Raw genomic sequence first — 16,655 nt, forward strand, 5'->3', positions numbered from 1 at the left:
CTCGCTTCTCGCTTCTCGCTTCTCGCTTCTCGCTTCTCGCTTCTCGCTTCTCGCTAAAGCATATCCACCGCTTTCTCAACCGCAGCGACTAATCTATCAACGTCTTGCATGGTGTTATAAACCGCAAAAGAGGCGCGGATAGTGCCTTTCACGCCTAACGCATCCATTAGCGGGTGGGCACAGTGGTTGCCCGCTCTGACAGCGATACCTTGCTGATCTAATAGGGTGGCGACATCTTGATGGTGTACGCCGTCAATCACGAAAGAGATAACCGATGCACCATGCTGAAAACCTAAGATTTGCACATCTTCAATTTGGCTCAGTTTTTGGTGAGCTCGTTCGACAAGCTGGTGGATATGTTGCCCAACTTGAACCTGATCCAATGATGAATACCAATTGATCGCGGTAGCCAAAGCGATTGCTCCAGCTACATTTGGGGTTCCCGCTTCAAACTTACCTGGTACGCCAGTGAAAGTTGTACCACTGAAACAGACTTTTTCAACCATCTTCCCGCCGCCATGCCAAGGCGGCATGGACTCTAGTAAGCTAAGTTTACCGTAGAGCACGCCAATCCCCGCAGGAGCAAAGAGTTTGTGCCCTGAGAAGACATAGAAATCCGCGCCAAGCGTTTGCACATCGACTCTCTCATGTACGACGCCTTGAGCGCCGTCGACAACCACAATGGCATCGTGCTGGTGGGCAAGCTCTATGACTTGCTCGATAGGCTGTCTTGTTCCAGTTACGTTAGTGATATGAGCGAGTGCGACTATCTTAGTATTCTGATTTAGTAATGTTTCGAACTCAGCTAAATCAAATAGACACTGGTTTGTCATCGGGATTTTGATGACTTTGGCTCCGGTTTGCTCAGCGACAATTTGCCAAGGGACAATATTCGCATGATGCTCCATTTCACTGACCAGTATCTCATCACCGGGCTGAAGTAGTGAGCGGGCATAGGTTTGAGCGATTAGGTTCAATGCTTCTGTAGCCCCGCGAGTCCAAATGATCTCTTTACTTGAGGCTGCACCAATAAAGTTTGCGACCGTCTCGCGTGCGTTTTCAAATTCACTGGTCGCCTTAGCCGTTAAGCTATGGCTGCCTCGATGGACATTGGCGTTTTGTTGACTGTAGTAGTCTGAGATGGCAGTGATAACGCATTGTGGTTTCTGGCTAGTCGCGGCGCTATCAAGATAAACCAATCGTTGCTCATTCACTTGTTGGTTTAGAGCTGGGAATTGAGTTGCGATACTATTGGCGTTGAACATTATTCGTCACCCAATTTATGGTATTGCAGAGTGGGGATAGTCACCATAGGCTCTGCCACTGTCCAAGCGTGAGCTTTGCCGGATAAGTTAATGATGATTTCCATCGCGAACTCAAGTGCGGTACCAGGCCCTTGACTAGTGAGTAGATTGTGGTTGATATCGTATGTCACTCGTTTTACGCGCCAATTTTTCTTTGCAATATGACTTTCAAAGCTTGGGTGACAGGTCATAAGGGCATCTGAGTAAAGATCATGATGTGCTAATACCAAGGCCGGAGCTGCGCAGATCGCCGCGACTAGCTTGCCTTCATACATCTGCTGTTTAACAATTTCGACCAGAACAGTGCTATCACGAAAAACTTCAGCGCCACCTATGCCACCGGGTAAAATCACTGCGTCAAACTCGTCGTCAGCAATATCTACCAGTTTGCAATCGGCGGTTAGGGTTACACCTCGCGAAGCTTTGCAGGTTAGATTGCCATCAAAGTCAGCACTGGCTACAACGACTTCATAGCCCGCGCGTACCATCATATCAATAATAGTTATGGCTTCCATTTCTTCACTACCAGGAGCAATTGGGACGAGTACTTTTTTAGTCATTGTAAATTCCAATTTTGTTCGATTTGTTTGATAGCTTGATACAGTTCGCGATTTTTGGGTGTTGAGATACCATGAGCCGCAGCACGTTCAAGTAAATATCCAGTAATAAAGTCTATCTCGCTTTGGCGATGATGAAAAATATCCTGTTGCATTGAAGAGTGGTTAGCTGCGGTAGCCTCAATAACATGGTTCACGGTTTGAGATAGCTTATCGCGTGATAATGGCACCTGCTCAGCGGAAAGTACGCTGTGAATTTCATTGAGTAGAATTCTGATTTCTTGCTGATATTCGTTCGAGGCGAGTTTACCGTTAGTTACTTGATGAATCGCAGTCAGTGGATTTATTGCACAGTTGATCGCGAGTTTAGTCCACAGGGCATGTTGAATATGTTCATTCCAATTAACTGGGGGCAGGGCGTGTGAAAACACCTCTTGGAGAAATGCACATTGCTTACCTTTTGAGTTGTAACCACCTAGCTGTGTTTGCCCGCTGCCAGTATGCAGGACTTGCTGCTTAGTTGGTTTATACGCGCCATGCGTTGTCGTGGCTAATACTAGTGGGTTTGCGGGTAATAACCGTTCGACTGAGTTTGAGGATCCCATACCATTGTGCATCAATACAATGATGGCATCAGGGTTGATATGAGTACTCAGTGGGCTAAGTGCTTGCTCAACTTGCCATGCTTTGACCGTCACCAAAATCAGATCCGCTTGTTTAATGCGACTGATATTGCCATTGGTAAAACTATGCGCAGTTTGCTGGTCAAGTTGCAGCGTTAGGGTTTGATCTGGCGATTTAGACCAGACAGAAATACTATGACCTGCTGCTTTAAATTTGGCTGCCCATAAGGAGCCTATTGCCCCAGGGCCTAAGATAATAATATTCACCGAAATCACGCAAGTAGATTACTTTGCACCAAGGATAATGGCGGCGAATTGGAAAGCAAATAAAAAATGGCACCGGAAGGTGCCATTTTTATAATTCACTAAATAGAATTCGCTTAGAACTTGTAAGTTACAGCTACGTAGTGAGCTACACCTGATGAGTCGACAGTTTGAGTCCAAGGCAGTGCTTCGCCATCTTTGAAACCGTAAACATCTTTGTATAGTTTTAAGCCGTAACCTACTGCAAAGCGATCAGAGTGCCAGTAGATACCGTTAAACATTGCTCCACCGTTTGAGGCATTTGTATTGAACTTGTTGCCCGCTTTGTCATCCATACCGAATTGATAATCGATGTAACCTTGGTAAGAGATAAATGAACCATTCTCGAAGAAATGGAAAGGCTTGAACCAGTTAGTCGAGATCTGGAAACCGTTCCAGTCTTTGTTGTTTCCGTAGTAAGATCCATATAGGTTTAGGCCAATTTTTCCTAACCAAGGCACCATTACGTCAGAACCGATACCAATTTTTTGATTGTTAACACCAGCATTACCACCCCACTCCATAAGCGTTGCGACATACAGTTCTTGAACTGGACCAAATGATAGGTCTTTACCTGTTAGCGCGTCTAGAGACATACGTGGTGCGAACTTCATAAAGATCTTCTCTGCACCAGCTTTATCACTGCTTGGATCTGAAGTTAAGTTAAATACGTCAACGTAACCGTAAAGATCGAAGATTCCAGAGCGACCACCAAATTCCATTTCTAGATAGTCGTGGCTAGACTCTTTGCCTGCGCCTTTCTCATTGAATGCACCCATTAGGTTGAACTGCATCCATTTGTAATCGTTCTTGTGAATGTCACCGTCTGAGTAGTCGGCTGCCATTGCTGGTGCAGACATCGCTGCAACAACACCTAGAGCTAAAAGTGATTTACGCATATTGGGAACTCTCTATGTTTGTTAATTCAAATATTCAGTAGATATTTACTTAGTTGCACGATCTTAGTTGTGCTTTATGGGGAGAATAATATCGACAAAAATCTCAAAAGCCATGTGCAACGTGTGTAAAAAAACATAAAACAGGTGATCTGGTTCTCATTCGTAAACTAAATTTTTAAATGTAACGGAACTTTCATTGCGTTGCACAAAAAGTGATGCGGGTATCGTTTACGCAAACGTTCCCCTATATTTTTATGCTTGTCATGTATTCAACATATTTGGTGAATGATCGGGTTGGCGTGTTGTAACGTAACTGTTAATAAATATATTTGGAGTTATATTTATGTCCGAGATTATGCTTTTTCCTTTGAGCTCTTTTGTGTTGCCAGAAGGTAAAATGCGCCTAAGAATTTTTGAGCCAAGGTATAAGAGGCTTATCTCACAAGCTCTAAAGTCAGATGGCACGTTTGGCGTGTGCCTGTTTGATAAAGCAGGAGCGGCAACCTGCAGTGAGTTGTCTAAAATTGGCACTCTGGTCAAGGTGGTTGATTTTGAACAACTCGATGATGGCCTGTTAGGGATCTCTGTTACCGGTTTAACCAAGTTTGAGATAAAGCATCTTAGAGTCGAGTTTGACGGTCTGCGCTATGCGCGAGTGAAATGGCTACCGAATTGGGAAGTAGCTAATGTTGATTCTGAGGCGGAACCATTGTGTCACTATCTAAATCGCGTCTATCAACAGTTTCCCGATATCGGCAATTTATATGAACAGAAATTTTTTGATGACGCGAGCTGGGTAAGCCAGCGCTGGTTAGAGATTCTCCCCCTCACCAACCAGCAGTTTGATCACTTGGTGGCGCAAGTGGATTGTAGCGACGCTATCAATTTTCTGAAAAAAACACTGGGTAATGAACTTACGCAGTGATCGAGTAGTGCTTTTTGTCGTATACCTATTACAAAGGGCGTTATTAAGGATATCGAAATGGCCGACATGGATACCCAAGCTTTTAATAAAAATGACTGGGCATCGTGCATGGAAAAGGTTCAACAGCAAGACAAGCAGGCATTTGCGCTTGTTTTCACGCACTTTTCCCCACGTTTAAAGCAATTCGCTTATCGCCATATGGGGAATGAGCAAATTGCACTAGAGATCGTTCAAGAAGCGATGGCGACAGTTTGGCAGAAAAGCAGTCTTTTCGACGGAGATAAAAGCTCCCTATCGACGTGGATATATACGATAGTCCGAAACCTTTGCTTTGACACTCTCAGAAAGCAGAAGGGTAGAGATATGCACCTTCATTCTGAAGACCTTTGGCCCAATGATTATTGTCCGCCGGATATGGTTGAGCATTACTCTCCGGAAACAGAGCGACTCAAGCAGCAAATTATTAAATATCTCGATATCTTGCCTGAGGCACAAAAAAAGGTAGTGAAGGCAGTTTATCTCGAAGAGCTACCTCATCAGCAGGTTGCAGAAATGTTCGATATACCATTGGGCACCGTCAAGTCGCGGCTTCGATTAGCCGTAGAGAAACTTCGTATTTCTATAGAGGCAGAATAGTATGAGTTACCACCCACAAACATCTATGTTACAAGCGTATGTACAGGGTATGCTTGATGATGTGAGTGCTTTTACCATTGCCACTCATATTGAAAGTTGTCCTAAGTGTCGACAGATGGTTCAGCATTTTGAAGCTCAGTGCGGTGAAGAATTGTTTAACGAGAGCATCGATTCGACTCAGGGTTTAGACTCCATGTTTGAACAGATCGTTAGCTTAGAGCAAAACTGCGAACCTTTGCGACCCCCTCGCTTACCGACCTTTATTGAAGTCAATGGAAAAAACTTTAGGTTACCCCTTTCCTTAACTCGCTTTAGAGATCGAATAAGTGAGTGGAAAAATTATGGCGGTAAGGTCTATAGCGCTTCGATTGATATATCAGAGCAAGCTCGAGTCAACCTGATGTACATCGCCGAAGATGTAACTATACCCCAGCACACTCATAAGGGGCTAGAGTCTACATTAGTATTGCACGGGGGGTTCAGTGATGAAGAGGGACATTATCAAGTAGGTGACTACTTACTTAAAGATGGCTCGGTAAAACATAGTCCTTTCACCCGTCAAGGAGAAGATTGTTTATGCTTAACCGTACTGACTGAGCCTATGCTATTTACCCAAGGTGTGGCGAGAGTCTTTAATTTGTTCGGGAAAGGTATGTACCCTTAACAACTTGGAATAGAGGTGGTAAAAAGGCTTGGTAAACCCAAGCCTTTTTTGTTTATGTATTTTCTGCGTTTTGCTGCTGCATTTCTTGTTTATCGCGCTCTCTTGCTCTGTCTAGCATATCGGTGAAATAGTGCCTTAGTGAATAGAGCATGATCAAGCTTGGGATGACCATTACAGCGGTCAGGATAAAGAAGGTTGACCAATCATTGAGGTAGTCGACTAACTCACCCGAGAAAGAAGCTAGGGTAGTTCGACCAAAGTTTCCGAGCGATGCTAGCAAGGCATACTGAGTTGCCGAGAAGGCTTGACCTGTGACCACTGTTAAGAATGAAACAAAGGCTACAGTAGAGAAAGCAGAGGTAAAGTTATCAACCACTAAGGTGGCTAAGAATAACTTCTCATTTGGCCCCACGTTAGCAATCCAAGAAAACATTAGGTTACTCGAGGCCATTGCGATACCGCCAATCATAAGACCGCGTACGATACCAAACTTAACATTGACCATACTACCGATCAAAGTGAATAGAATGGTTAAGCCCCAGCCAATCAACTTAGAGTAGTAGCCGATCTGCTCATTGCTAAAACCAATCTCTTTATAGAAGGTAATTGACATTCTGCCAAGGAACGCTTCACCAATCTTAAATAGGAAGACGAAGAGTAATAACGTCAGTGCAACGCGAAAGCCATTACGTTTGAAAAAGTCTAAGAATGGCTCTACAACGGTTACTGTTAACCAAGCAACAGCTCGATTGCCGACCACCTTATTATGACGCTGTTCAGCTTGCGCTTGCAATGAATCTCGCTGAGTCTTTGGCTCGCCGACCAGTAGGGTGAATACCATCAGAAGACCAACAATTGCAGCCATACCATAGTAAACCCCGTTCCAACCAATCGCATCAGCATTAATAAAGGCTAGATAGCCTGGAACTGAATAGCCTGTCCACCAACCAATCACTGCCATAGCGGAAGCTTGCGGCAGCTTTGATGGTTCTGACTTAGGGAAAGTGTCAATTCGATAAGCATCAATGGCGATATCTTGTGTTGCCGAAGAGATGGCAATACCGAGAGCAAGCATGGATGTCAGCATTAGGTTCTGTGAGGGGTCGACACCTGCAATAAACAAAGTACAAACCAGAACCACAGACTGACATAAGAACACCCAACTTCGGCGCTGCCCCAGCATAGCGTGTAGTAGCGGGATTCGTACCCTATCGACTAGAGGAGCCCACAAAAAGTTGATTGCATAGACAGCAAAGACACTACCAAAGTAGCCAATTGCAGCGCGAGTCAGACCAGCATCTTTGAGCCAACCCGACATATTTGAACCGATCAATACCCAGGGAAAACCACTTGAACAGCCAAGCATGAACACCCACATCAGGCGTTTATCCATGTAGCTTTGAATAGTTTCTCGCCAAGACATGGAAGGAGAGTCAAAAGACATACACTATTCCTTGTTTGAGTTTCCGGTGTGCAAGAAGAAAGGCCCTAACCGAAGTGGTTAGAGCCTAGAAAGTTATTTTAGAAGAGTTGCTTTTGTAATTATGATTGGTTCAACAGGAACATCGCGGTAACGTCCTACTGAGTGGGTTGGCTTTTTACCCATTTTTTTAATTACGTCAAAGCCTTGGGTTACTTTGCCAAATACAGCATAACCCGGTGGACGCTGGTCGTAGTCGAGGAAATTGTTGTCGACAAAGTTGATGAAGAACTGACGTGTTGCCGAGTTCGGGTTGTTGGTACGTGCCATGGCAATGGTCGCGGTACTATTCTTCAACCCATTAGACGCTTCGTTCTTAATTGGAGAATAGGTGGCCAGCGGTTTCATATCTTTATCAAATCCACCACCTTGCGCCATAAAGTTAGGAATCACGCGATGAAATTGAGACCCAACATAACTGCCATCGTCGACATACTTTAAAAAGTTTGCCACGGTGATTGGTGCTTTATCTTGGTTTAGCTCAACAGTGAAAGAACCAAGATTGGTTTCGAACTCTACCTTGGGACCTGCAAATGCTAGACTGCTAACTAACGCAAGTGAGGCAATTGCTAATTTCCACATTAGAATCGCTCCTGCATGTAGTTTTGAAGTTCACGGTCGTTAGAAACTTCTTGAAGTACAAGGTTGATAACATCATTGAGCACTTCTTCGATCTCTTCGTTTGATGCGCTAAGTGCTCCAGTACGTTTTGCTGTACCCGTGTAAGTCTTAACAAGTTTGCCCTGCGGCGTTTCTGCAGTGATTTCAAGTACCACTTTTCCGTCCATCTGGTTTTCCATAACAGTATGCTTAACGGACACTAGCGCTTCTTGAACTTCTATTTCAATTGAGTTTTCGCTATTGACAGTACTACGGAAACCTTGCGACTTAAACTGATCCAATAGAGCGTTTTCAATCGAGATACGCACGTTTTGCTTGGAGTGAATCGGTTCAATGTTTGAACGTCCACTGTCTACTAAAGCAACATACTGAGCTGAACGCATGTCTTTACTGGTTAGAGTAAAACTTGCATCTTGAACAATATCGCTGTTGCTCAATACCGCCTTAGGCATGAAGTTGATTTGCTCTTGCTGCGGCGCCGAACACGCAGTGAGTAATGCCATTGACGCGGCTAGAACCAGTTTTCTCATTGTAATTTCCTTTCTTGTTAACTCTGCGAGCCTACTGAAACGTATAGACAGATAATAGTGGACTATTTAGTCGCTTGTAAAATAACAAATTTCTTATTGGAAGCGACAACTTTTACGTTCGACTTGCCAAACAGTCTAGTTAGCTTTCCATCGTAGCCGAGGTGACGGTTGCCGATAACTAATAATTGTCCACCGACACTAAGAATTTGCTTTGCATCACAGAACATCTGCCATGCAATGTGATCCGTAATCGCTTGTTGCTGATGAAAAGGGGGATTACACATCACTAAATCGACATTTTTCGCGGGCATTCCATCGAGGCAATTGTTGGCGATGCAGTCTACCTCTCTCTCTTTTCCTAAGTTTGAGATAAGGTTTTGTTGCGCGGATTCCACCGCCATAAAGCTCTCGTCGACACAAGTGAGTTTTATCTGGGGATTCAGTTGGCCCATTTTTACCGATAACACGCCATTACCACAGCCTAAATCGAGTACGTGTTTTAGTTGAGGATTTTGCGGTAAGTGTTCAAGCATAAAACGAGCGCCGAGATCTAAGCTCTCTCCAGAATAAACATTAGGCAGATTGTTAAGCTCAATCTGTTCGTCATCAACAGACCAACGAGTGTCAGGAGAGACTTTGATTGGTGTTTGACTGTTGGCATTGCTGAAGACAAGGCGATGTTTTTTCCAAGCCAGCGATGTTTTGGTTTCGCCAAGGTATTTTTCGAACAGCTTGAGTGTCGAAGTGTGAATTTCTTTGGCTTTGTTGACAGCAATCACAGGGACTGAGCAATCTAGCGTATCGCGCAGCTGACTGAGCAGCCAGGCTAAGTGGCGATTACTTTTAGGTAACTGAAACAGTACTAGATCTATGTTACTCGGAATCTGATCCATCGTGGTCAAGTAAGTGATCGTCGGGCAGTCATTTGCCTTAAGATTGACGTGTGCACCTTGATGAGAGATAAACGAGTCACTCATCAAAGTGATTTTATGTCGTTTGCTAAACCAACAGCTTAGAGCACCAAAGTTATCGTTAATAATCAGAATGTTCTGATCATTTGGTAACTCTAGTTCTTTAACATGATTTATCAGGTATTCGTCTCCAGCATCCCATGCTTGAAGAGTTTCGTTGTTTCTTTTCGGGTAGCGGAATAAAGAGAGGGTGCGCTGATGCAAAGTAAGCTCAGTTTTCATATTTGGAATGCAAGCAAGTCAGTAATGGTCAAATTGTCGCAAAAGCTGAAGGTTGAGGAAACTAAAACCTTTAGCTTTATGCTAGAGGCGATTATTATCTAACCTTATAAAGTTGTTAATATCTGATGGTAAAAACCGATGATACAAGAAGTTATTGAAAATAAACTGACTGAAGCCTTCAGCCCTGACTATCTCAATGTCGTCAATGAGAGTTACATGCATAATGTTCCACCAGGCTCAGAAAGCCACTTTAAAGTGGTCATTGTCAGCGAGGAATTTGAAGGGGCGCGTTTGATTGCGCGACACCGCCAAGTAAATCAAGTGCTTGCACAAGAGCTTGCTCACCAAATCCACGCATTATCGATGCATACCTATACGGCTGGTGAATGGAAAGAGCAGAATCAGCTCGCACCCGATAGCCCTATGTGTCTCGGCGGCTCAAAATAAGCCACAAAAAGGGGTAGCGTTTGCTACCCTTTTTATTGGTAGCGATAGTTTTGATGTTAACAAGGTAGAAACAAATAAATGCAATGGTTGGTTTTAAAACAGAATGTTTCATGATGTGAATGAATTAGAAAAATAGGAAATAGCGCTCAGATTTGTGTTTGTGCGGTGGCTCAAAGTTATGACTATTCCATAGCCTTTAAACCCTATTCGCTCGAAATATCTCTGTTAATCATAGCATTCATCATGGCATCAACTTCAAAAAAGATGATAGACTACCGCACCTGATAAATCTCGCTGAATTCTTGTAGCGAGATTTTTAATAGGATGTTGCGATTTTGGTGTTTAAAACTTCACCAAAACCGGACACTAGTGTCGTGTCTAAAAGTTACGCAAACAAAGAATCTTTTTCCCGATAAAAGTAGTGCAAGTGCGTATGATTACAATAAAGAAGGGTTTGGACCTTCCTGTAGCAGGAACTCCTACCCAGGTGATTAATGATGGTAAGACCATCAAAAAAGTCGCCTTGCTTGGCGAAGAGTACGTCGGCATGCGTCCTACTATGCATGTCCGCGTAGGCGATGAAGTAAAGAAAGCTCAAGTTCTTTTTGAAGATAAGAAGAACTCAGGTGTGAAATTTACTTCACCAGCAGCTGGTAAAGTGATCGAGATTAACCGTGGCGCTAAGCGTGTACTTCAATCAGTTGTGATTGAAGTTGCAGGTGAAGAGCAGGTGACGTTCGATAAGTTTGAAGCTGATCAACTAGCAAGTATTGACCGTGAAGCGGTGAAAACTCAACTGGTTGAATCAGGTCTTTGGACCGCTTTACGTACTCGTCCGTTTAGCAAGGTTCCAGCAATCGAATCTTCTACTAAGGCTATTTTCGTTACTGCTATGGATACCAATCCATTGGCGGCTCAGCCTGAGTTGATCATCAATGAGCAACAAGAAGCGTTCGTTGCAGGTTTAGATCTGCTTTCAACTCTGACTGATGGCAAGGTTTACGTATGTAAATCTGGTACAAGTCTTCCTCGTTCTTCTCAATCAAATGTTGAAGAGCATGTATTTGATGGCCCTCACCCAGCAGGTCTTGCTGGCACCCACATGCATTTTCTATACCCAGTAAATGCAGAAAATGTGGCGTGGAGTATCAACTACCAAGACGTTATCGCCTTCGGTAAGTTGTTCCTAACTGGTGAACTTTACACTGATCGTATTATTTCTCTGGCAGGCCCAGTAGTGAATAACCCTCGTCTAGTACGTACATCTCTAGGTGCATGCCTTGATGACGTAACGGATAGCGAGCTAATGCCAGGTGAAGTTCGTGTGATTTCTGGTTCAGTACTAACTGGTACTCATGCAATTGGACCTCACGCATACCTTGGTCGTTACCACGTACAGGTTTCTGTATTACGTGAAGGCCGTGAAAAAGAACTGTTTGGCTGGGCTATGCCTGGTAAAAACAAGTTCTCTGTGACTCGCTCATTCCTTGGTCATATCTTTAAAGGTCAGTTGTTCAATATGACAACCACCACTAACGGTAGTGATCGTTCAATGGTTCCAATCGGCAACTACGAACGTGTTATGCCATTAGATATGGAACCGACTCTGCTACTTCGTGATCTATGTGCAGGCGATACTGACAGTGCAGCAGCACTGGGTGCGCTAGAACTAGACGAAGAAGATGTAGCATTGTGTACCTTTGTGTGTCCTGGTAAGTACGAGTACGGTGAACTCCTTCGTGAATGCCTAGATACCATCGAGAAGGAAGGGTAATTTTCATGGCTCTTAAAAAGTTTATTGAAGACATCGAGCATCATTTTGAGCCAGGTGGTAAGCATGAGAAGTGGTTTGCTTTATATGAAGCAGCAGCAACACTTTTCTACACGCCAGGCTTAGTAACGAAGAAAAGCTCGCACGTTCGTGATAGCGTTGACTTAAAACGTATCATGATCATGGTTTGGTTCGCGGTATTCCCTGCAATGTTCTGGGGTATGTACAATGCGGGTGGCCAAGCTATATCAGCACTTAACCATATGTATGTAGGTGATCAGCTAGCAGCGGTTGTTGCTGGTAACTGGCACTACTGGCTAACAGAAATGCTTGGGGGCACTTTAGCCGCCGATGCCGGCGTTGGCAGTAAGATAATCCTAGGTGCAACTTACTTCCTACCAATCTATGCAACGGTCTTCATCGTTGGTGGTTTCTGGGAAGTGCTGTTCTGTATGGTGCGTAAGCACGAAGTTAACGAAGGTTTCTTTGTTACTTCTATCCTATTTGCACTTATTGTTCCACCAACACTTCCTTTATGGCAAGCGGCGCTAGGTATTACCTTCGGTGTTGTGGTTGCTAAAGAGATCTTTGGTGGTACTGGTCGTAACTTCCTTAACCCAGCACTTGCTGGCCGTGCTTTCCTATTCTTCGCTTACCCTGCGCAAATCTCAGGTGACGTAGTTTGGACAGCTGCTGACGGCTTCTCTGGTGCAACGGCGCTTAGCCAATGGGCACAAGGTGGCAACGGTGCACTAGTCAATACAGTGACAGGCGCTCCAATCACTTGGATGGATGCTTTCATCGGTAACATTCCTGGTTCGATTGGTGAAGTATCTACATTGGCACTAATGATCGGTGCTGCAATGATCGTTTACATGAGAATTGCTTCATGGCGCATTATTGCAGGTGTGATGATCGGTATGATTGCAACAGCAACGCTGTTTAATGTCATCGGTTCGGATACTAACCCAATGTTCAACATGCCATGGCACTGGCACCTAGTTCTAGGTGGCTTTGCATTCGGTATGTTCTTTATGGCGACAGACCCTGTATCTGCTTCATTTACTAACAAAGGTAAATGGTGGTACGGCGCGCTAATCGGTGTGATGTGTGTACTTATTCGTGTGGTAAACCCAGCATATCCAGAAGGTATGATGCTGGCGATTCTGTTCGCGAACCTGTTTGCACCTCTATTCGACCATTTAGTTATCGAGAAGAACATCAAGCGGAGACAAGCACGCTATGGCAAGTAATAACGACAGCATTAAAAAAACGCTGGGTGTTGTTATCGGGTTGAGCCTTGTTTGTTCAATCATCGTATCAACAGCAGCTGTAGGTTTACGCGACAAACAAAAAGCGAACGCTGTACTAGATAAGCAGACCAAAATCGTTGAAGTTGCAGGCATCGATGCGGCAGGCAAGAAAGTACCAGAGCTATTCGCTCAGTACATTGAGCCTCGTCTAGTCGACTTTGACACTGGCGCTTTTGTCGACGGCGACGCTGCGACTTATGACCAACGCAAAGCTGCAAAAGATCCAGCAGAGTCAATCAAGCTAACGGCTGATCAAGACAAAGCGAAGATTATTCGTCGTGCAAACACGGGTGTGGTTTACCTAGTTAAAGACGGTGACTCAGTATCTAAGATCATTTTGCCTGTTCACGGCACTGGTCTATGGTCAATGATGTACGCTTTTGTTGCAGTAGAAACTGACGGTAACACTGTATCTGCTCTCACTTACTACGAACAGGGTGAGACTCCTGGACTTGGTGGTGAAATTGAGAACCCATCTTGGCGTGCTCAGTTTGAAGGCAAGAAACTGTTTGATGAAAACCACAAACCAGCAATCAAGATTGTCAAAGGTGGTGCTCCAGCAGGTTCTGAACACGGTGTTGATGGCCTATCAGGTGCGACACTAACAGGTAACGGTGTTCAAGGTACATTTGATTTCTGGTTAGGCGACATGGGCTTTGGTCCATTCCTAGCAAAAGTTCGTGACGGAGGTCTGAACTAATGTCTAGCGCACAAAACGTTAAGAAGAGCTTGTTAGCACCCGTATTGGATAACAACCCAATCGCGCTTCAGGTTCTTGGTGTTTGTTCTGCATTGGCAGTAACAACCAAACTAGAAACGGCTTTTGTAATGACACTAGCGGTTATCTTCGTAACTGCATTGTCTAACTTCTTCGTTTCAATCATCCGTAACCACATTCCTAACAGTGTGCGTATCATCGTTCAAATGGCGATCATCGCATCTTTAGTAATCGTGGTAGACCAAGTGCTAAAAGCTTACCTATACGATATCTCAAAGCAGCTATCGGTATTCGTAGGTCTAATCATCACGAACTGTATCGTTATGGGTCGTGCTGAAGCATTCGCAATGAAGTCAGAGCCACTTCCATCGCTAATCGATGGTATTGGTAACGGTCTTGGTTACGGTTTCGTTCTTATCACTGTTGGTTTCTTCCGTGAGTTATTTGGCTCTGGCAAATTGTTTGGTATGGAAGTTCTACCTCTAGTGAGCAATGGTGGTTGGTACCAGCCTAACGGTCTGATGCTTCTAGCACCATCTGCATTCTTCCTAATCGGTTTCCTTATCTGGGCAATCCGTATTCTGAAACCAGAGCAAGTAGAAGCGAAGGAGTAAGGACGTCATGGAACATTACATTAGCTTGCTAGTTAAATCGATTTTCATCGAAAACTTAGCACTATCGTTCTTCTTAGGTATGTGTACATTCCTTGCTGTATCTAAGAAAGTTAAGACCTCTTTCGGTCTTGGCGTTGCCGTTGTTTTCGTACTGACTGTTGCAGTACCTGTGAACAACCTACTTTACAACCTAGTTTTAAAAGAGAATGCATTACTTGAAGGTGTGGATCTAAGCTTCCTAAACTTCATTACCTTTATCGGTGTAATCGCGGCTCTAGTACAGATTCTAGAAATGATATTAGATCGCTTCTTCCCACCTCTGTACAACGCACTAGGCATCTTCCTACCGCTGATCACAGTAAACTGTGCGATCTTCGGTGGTGTATCTTTCATGGTACAACGTGACTACAACTTTGCAGAGTCAGTAGTATACGGCTTCGGCTCAGGTGTGGGTTGGATGCTAGCTATCGTTGCTCTTGCAGGTATTCGTGAGAAGATGAAGTACTCTGATGTACCTCCAGGTCTACGCGGTCTTGGTATCACGTTCATCACAGTTGGTCTAATGGCGTTAGGCTTTATGTCTTTCTCTGGTGTTCAACTGTAAGTCGGGTAAACGGCAGCAATTAAAGGAATAGTCATGAATACTATTATTTTTGGTGTAGTGATGTTTACCCTGATTATCTTGGCGCTAGTTTTAGTGATTCTATTCGCTAAATCTAAACTAGTACCATCAGGTGACATTACAATCTCTGTGAATAACGACCCAAATCTGGCGATCGTTACACAACCAGGCAGTAAGCTTCTGGGTGCTCTAGCTGGTGCTGGTGTATTCGTATCTTCTGCTTGTGGTGGCGGTGGCTCATGTGGCCAGTGTCGCGTAAAAGTTAAATCAGGTGGTGGTGACATTCTACCAACCGAGCTTGACCACATTACTAAAGGTGAAGCGCGTGAAGGTGAGCGTCTAGCGTGTCAGGTTGCAATGAAAACTGACATGGACATCGAACTTCCTGAAGAGATCTTCGGCGTTAAGAAGTGGGAATGTTCAGTTATCTCTAACGATAACAAAGCAACATTCATCAAAGAGCTTAAACTACAAATTCCAGATGGCGAATCAGTACCTTTCCGTGCTGGTGGTTACATCCAGATTGAAGCTCCTGCTCACCACGTGAAATACGCTGATTTCGATGTACCACAAGAGTACCGCGAAGATTGGGACAAGTTTAACCTGTTCCGCTACGAGTCTAAGGTAAACGAAGAAACAATCCGCGCTTACTCTATGGCTAACTACCCAGAAGAAGAAGGTATTATTATGCTGAACGTGCGTATCGCTACGCCGCCGCCTAATAATCCTGAAGTACCGCCAGGTATTATGTCTTCGTTCATCTGGTCTCTTAAAGAGGGCGACAAGTGTACTATCTCTGGTCCATTTGGTGAGTTCTTCGCGAAAGACACAGACAACGAGATGGTCTTCGTTGGTGGTGGTGCTGGTATGGCTCCAATGCGTTCGCACATCTTCGATCAGCTTAAGCGTCTAAACTCTACTCGTAAGATGTCTTTCTGGTACGGTGCGCGTTCTAAGCGTGAAATGTTCTACGTAGAAGATTTCGACGGCCTACAAGCTGAAAACGAGAACTTCGTGTGGCACTGTGCACTGTCTGACCCTATGCCAGAAGATAACTGGGATGGTTACACAGGCTTCATCCACAACGTACTGTACGAAAACTACCTGAAGGATCACGAAGCACCTGAAGATTGTGAGTACTACATGTGTGGTCCACCGATGATGAACGCAGCTGTTATCGGCATGCTTAAAGATCTAGGTGTAGAAGACGAGAACATTCTACTGGATGACTTCGGCGGCTAAATTTCAGCGTATTTGAAGCTGTAGCGTTGTTGGTTTCATAAACCCAACCTAATCACATAGACGATCTATGCTCATAGGCTTGGGTTTATTTACCGCCTAGCTACAACTCCAACTAATTGAAATTACGTATATAAGATGGCTGACTGCTATAAGTCAGCCATTATTTTTTAAAGAGTGGTAATAGTCGATGCGT

18 protein-coding genes are annotated in these 16,655 nt (G+C 44.3%); 10 read left to right on the forward strand and 8 right to left on the reverse strand.

What is annotated here, in order from left to right; all coding sequences use genetic code 11:
• Window positions 1-53 precede the first annotated feature (53 nt).
• From csdA to APB76_RS04400, 4 genes are all read right to left on the reverse strand, one after another.
• Window positions 54-1,265, reverse strand: coding sequence for a cysteine desulfurase CsdA (csdA, locus tag APB76_RS04385; protein WP_054962000.1), 1,212 nt, complete (start codon window positions 1,263-1,265; stop codon window positions 54-56).
• Window positions 1,265-1,864, reverse strand: a complete 600-nt coding sequence (locus tag APB76_RS04390) for a DJ-1 family glyoxalase III (protein ID WP_054961999.1) — start codon at window positions 1,862-1,864, stop codon at window positions 1,265-1,267. The genes csdA and APB76_RS04390 overlap by 1 nt, the downstream gene beginning before the upstream one ends.
• Entirely contained in the window at window positions 1,861-2,751 is an 891-nt protein-coding gene (panE, locus tag APB76_RS04395) for a 2-dehydropantoate 2-reductase (protein ID WP_054962067.1), read from the reverse strand. Before panE ends, APB76_RS04390 begins: the two co-directional genes overlap by 4 nt.
• 113 nt (window positions 2,752-2,864) lie before the next feature.
• Window positions 2,865-3,686 carry a nucleoside-specific channel-forming Tsx family protein gene (locus APB76_RS04400; RefSeq protein ID WP_054961998.1) on the reverse strand — a complete coding sequence of 274 codons (822 nt, stop codon included), beginning with the start codon at window positions 3,684-3,686 and terminating at the stop codon, window positions 2,865-2,867.
• A 343-nt stretch (window positions 3,687-4,029) separates the two neighbouring features.
• Here APB76_RS04400 and APB76_RS04405 point away from each other — a divergent pair, with 343 nt between their 5' ends.
• From APB76_RS04405 to APB76_RS04415, 3 genes are read left to right on the forward strand one after another with little or no spacing between them, the layout of a single operon-like run.
• Complete coding sequence (locus tag APB76_RS04405; RefSeq protein WP_054961997.1) at window positions 4,030-4,611, forward strand: LON peptidase substrate-binding domain-containing protein; 582 nt, start codon at window positions 4,030-4,032, stop codon at window positions 4,609-4,611.
• A 57-nt stretch (window positions 4,612-4,668) separates the two neighbouring features.
• The gene (locus APB76_RS04410; RefSeq protein WP_054961996.1) at window positions 4,669-5,247 is read left to right on the forward strand and encodes a sigma-70 family RNA polymerase sigma factor; all 579 of its coding nucleotides are present in this window, start codon (window positions 4,669-4,671) and stop codon (window positions 5,245-5,247) included.
• Window position 5,248: 1 nt separating this feature from the next.
• Window positions 5,249-5,911 carry a ChrR family anti-sigma-E factor gene (locus APB76_RS04415; protein WP_054961995.1) on the forward strand — a complete coding sequence of 221 codons (663 nt, stop codon included), beginning with the start codon at window positions 5,249-5,251 and terminating at the stop codon, window positions 5,909-5,911.
• Between the two features lie 52 nt (window positions 5,912-5,963).
• On the opposite strand, the gene APB76_RS04420 is transcribed toward APB76_RS04415, so the two are convergent.
• From APB76_RS04420 to APB76_RS04435, 4 genes are all read right to left on the reverse strand, one after another.
• Complete coding sequence (locus tag APB76_RS04420; protein ID WP_049842842.1) at window positions 5,964-7,355, reverse strand: AmpG family muropeptide MFS transporter; 1,392 nt, start codon at window positions 7,353-7,355, stop codon at window positions 5,964-5,966.
• Between the two features lie 72 nt (window positions 7,356-7,427).
• Window positions 7,428-7,973, reverse strand: coding sequence for a peptidylprolyl isomerase (locus tag APB76_RS04425; protein ID WP_049842841.1), 546 nt, complete (start codon window positions 7,971-7,973; stop codon window positions 7,428-7,430).
• A complete protein-coding gene (locus APB76_RS04430; RefSeq protein WP_054961994.1) occupies window positions 7,973-8,542 on the reverse strand; it encodes a YajG family lipoprotein in 570 nt (189 codons plus the stop codon). The genes APB76_RS04425 and APB76_RS04430 overlap by 1 nt, the downstream gene beginning before the upstream one ends.
• A gap of 62 nt (window positions 8,543-8,604) precedes the next feature.
• Window positions 8,605-9,735: a methyltransferase gene (locus tag APB76_RS04435; protein WP_054961993.1), complete on the reverse strand. Its 1,131-nt coding sequence runs from the start codon at window positions 9,733-9,735 to the stop codon at window positions 8,605-8,607.
• A gap of 138 nt (window positions 9,736-9,873) precedes the next feature.
• Between APB76_RS04435 and bolA the strand changes: the two genes are divergently transcribed.
• The 7 genes from bolA (at window position 9,874) to nqrF (ending at window position 16,462) form a co-directional block, all read left to right on the forward strand.
• A complete protein-coding gene (gene bolA, locus APB76_RS04440) occupies window positions 9,874-10,182 on the forward strand; it encodes a transcriptional regulator BolA (protein ID WP_049842838.1) in 309 nt (102 codons plus the stop codon).
• 433 nt (window positions 10,183-10,615) lie between these two features.
• Window positions 10,616-11,956 (forward strand): Na(+)-translocating NADH-quinone reductase subunit A, encoded by a 1,341-nt coding sequence (locus APB76_RS04445; protein WP_054961992.1) that lies wholly within the window; start codon window positions 10,616-10,618, stop codon window positions 11,954-11,956.
• 5 nt (window positions 11,957-11,961) lie between these two features.
• Entirely contained in the window at window positions 11,962-13,206 is a 1,245-nt protein-coding gene (locus APB76_RS04450; protein ID WP_049842836.1) for an NADH:ubiquinone reductase (Na(+)-transporting) subunit B, read from the forward strand.
• The gene (locus tag APB76_RS04455; RefSeq protein ID WP_049842835.1) at window positions 13,196-13,966 is read left to right on the forward strand and encodes a Na(+)-translocating NADH-quinone reductase subunit C; all 771 of its coding nucleotides are present in this window, start codon (window positions 13,196-13,198) and stop codon (window positions 13,964-13,966) included. Before APB76_RS04450 ends, APB76_RS04455 begins: the two co-directional genes overlap by 11 nt.
• Window positions 13,966-14,598: an NADH:ubiquinone reductase (Na(+)-transporting) subunit D gene (locus tag APB76_RS04460; RefSeq protein ID WP_049842834.1), complete on the forward strand. Its 633-nt coding sequence runs from the start codon at window positions 13,966-13,968 to the stop codon at window positions 14,596-14,598. The genes APB76_RS04455 and APB76_RS04460 overlap by 1 nt, the downstream gene beginning before the upstream one ends.
• 7 nt (window positions 14,599-14,605) lie before the next feature.
• A complete protein-coding gene (nqrE, locus tag APB76_RS04465) occupies window positions 14,606-15,202 on the forward strand; it encodes an NADH:ubiquinone reductase (Na(+)-transporting) subunit E (protein ID WP_004744903.1) in 597 nt (198 codons plus the stop codon).
• Window positions 15,203-15,235: 33 nt separating this feature from the next.
• Window positions 15,236-16,462, forward strand: a complete 1,227-nt coding sequence (gene nqrF, locus APB76_RS04470; RefSeq protein WP_054961991.1) for an NADH:ubiquinone reductase (Na(+)-transporting) subunit F — start codon at window positions 15,236-15,238, stop codon at window positions 16,460-16,462.
• Window positions 16,463-16,655 lie beyond the last annotated feature (193 nt).

The organism is Vibrio bivalvicida (assembly GCF_001399455.2).
Classification (GTDB): Bacteria; Pseudomonadota; Gammaproteobacteria; order Enterobacterales; family Vibrionaceae; genus Vibrio; species Vibrio bivalvicida.

What these genes read in the sequence shown, in the direction of transcription:
- bolA (WP_049842838.1), top strand. Translation starts at nt 9,874, where the DNA reads ATGATACAAGAAGTTATTGAAAATAAACTGACTGAAGCCTTCAGCCCT.
- APB76_RS04420 (WP_049842842.1), bottom strand. Translation starts at nt 7,355, where the DNA reads ATGTCTTTTGACTCTCCTTCCATGTCTTGGCGAGAAACTATTCAAAGC.
- APB76_RS04450 (WP_049842836.1), top strand. Translation starts at nt 11,962, where the DNA reads ATGGCTCTTAAAAAGTTTATTGAAGACATCGAGCATCATTTTGAGCCA.
- nqrE (WP_004744903.1), top strand. Translation starts at nt 14,606, where the DNA reads ATGGAACATTACATTAGCTTGCTAGTTAAATCGATTTTCATCGAAAAC.
- APB76_RS04425 (WP_049842841.1), bottom strand. Translation starts at nt 7,973, where the DNA reads ATGTGGAAATTAGCAATTGCCTCACTTGCGTTAGTTAGCAGTCTAGCA.
- APB76_RS04415 (WP_054961995.1), top strand. Translation starts at nt 5,249, where the DNA reads ATGAGTTACCACCCACAAACATCTATGTTACAAGCGTATGTACAGGGT.
- APB76_RS04460 (WP_049842834.1), top strand. Translation starts at nt 13,966, where the DNA reads ATGTCTAGCGCACAAAACGTTAAGAAGAGCTTGTTAGCACCCGTATTG.
- APB76_RS04390 (WP_054961999.1), bottom strand. Translation starts at nt 1,864, where the DNA reads ATGACTAAAAAAGTACTCGTCCCAATTGCTCCTGGTAGTGAAGAAATG.
- APB76_RS04445 (WP_054961992.1), top strand. Translation starts at nt 10,616, where the DNA reads ATGATTACAATAAAGAAGGGTTTGGACCTTCCTGTAGCAGGAACTCCT.
- nqrF (WP_054961991.1), top strand. Translation starts at nt 15,236, where the DNA reads ATGAATACTATTATTTTTGGTGTAGTGATGTTTACCCTGATTATCTTG.
- csdA (WP_054962000.1), bottom strand. Translation starts at nt 1,265, where the DNA reads ATGTTCAACGCCAATAGTATCGCAACTCAATTCCCAGCTCTAAACCAA.
- APB76_RS04430 (WP_054961994.1), bottom strand. Translation starts at nt 8,542, where the DNA reads ATGAGAAAACTGGTTCTAGCCGCGTCAATGGCATTACTCACTGCGTGT.
- APB76_RS04405 (WP_054961997.1), top strand. Translation starts at nt 4,030, where the DNA reads ATGTCCGAGATTATGCTTTTTCCTTTGAGCTCTTTTGTGTTGCCAGAA.
- APB76_RS04435 (WP_054961993.1), bottom strand. Translation starts at nt 9,735, where the DNA reads ATGAAAACTGAGCTTACTTTGCATCAGCGCACCCTCTCTTTATTCCGC.
- APB76_RS04410 (WP_054961996.1), top strand. Translation starts at nt 4,669, where the DNA reads ATGGCCGACATGGATACCCAAGCTTTTAATAAAAATGACTGGGCATCG.
- APB76_RS04455 (WP_049842835.1), top strand. Translation starts at nt 13,196, where the DNA reads ATGGCAAGTAATAACGACAGCATTAAAAAAACGCTGGGTGTTGTTATC.
- APB76_RS04400 (WP_054961998.1), bottom strand. Translation starts at nt 3,686, where the DNA reads ATGCGTAAATCACTTTTAGCTCTAGGTGTTGTTGCAGCGATGTCTGCA.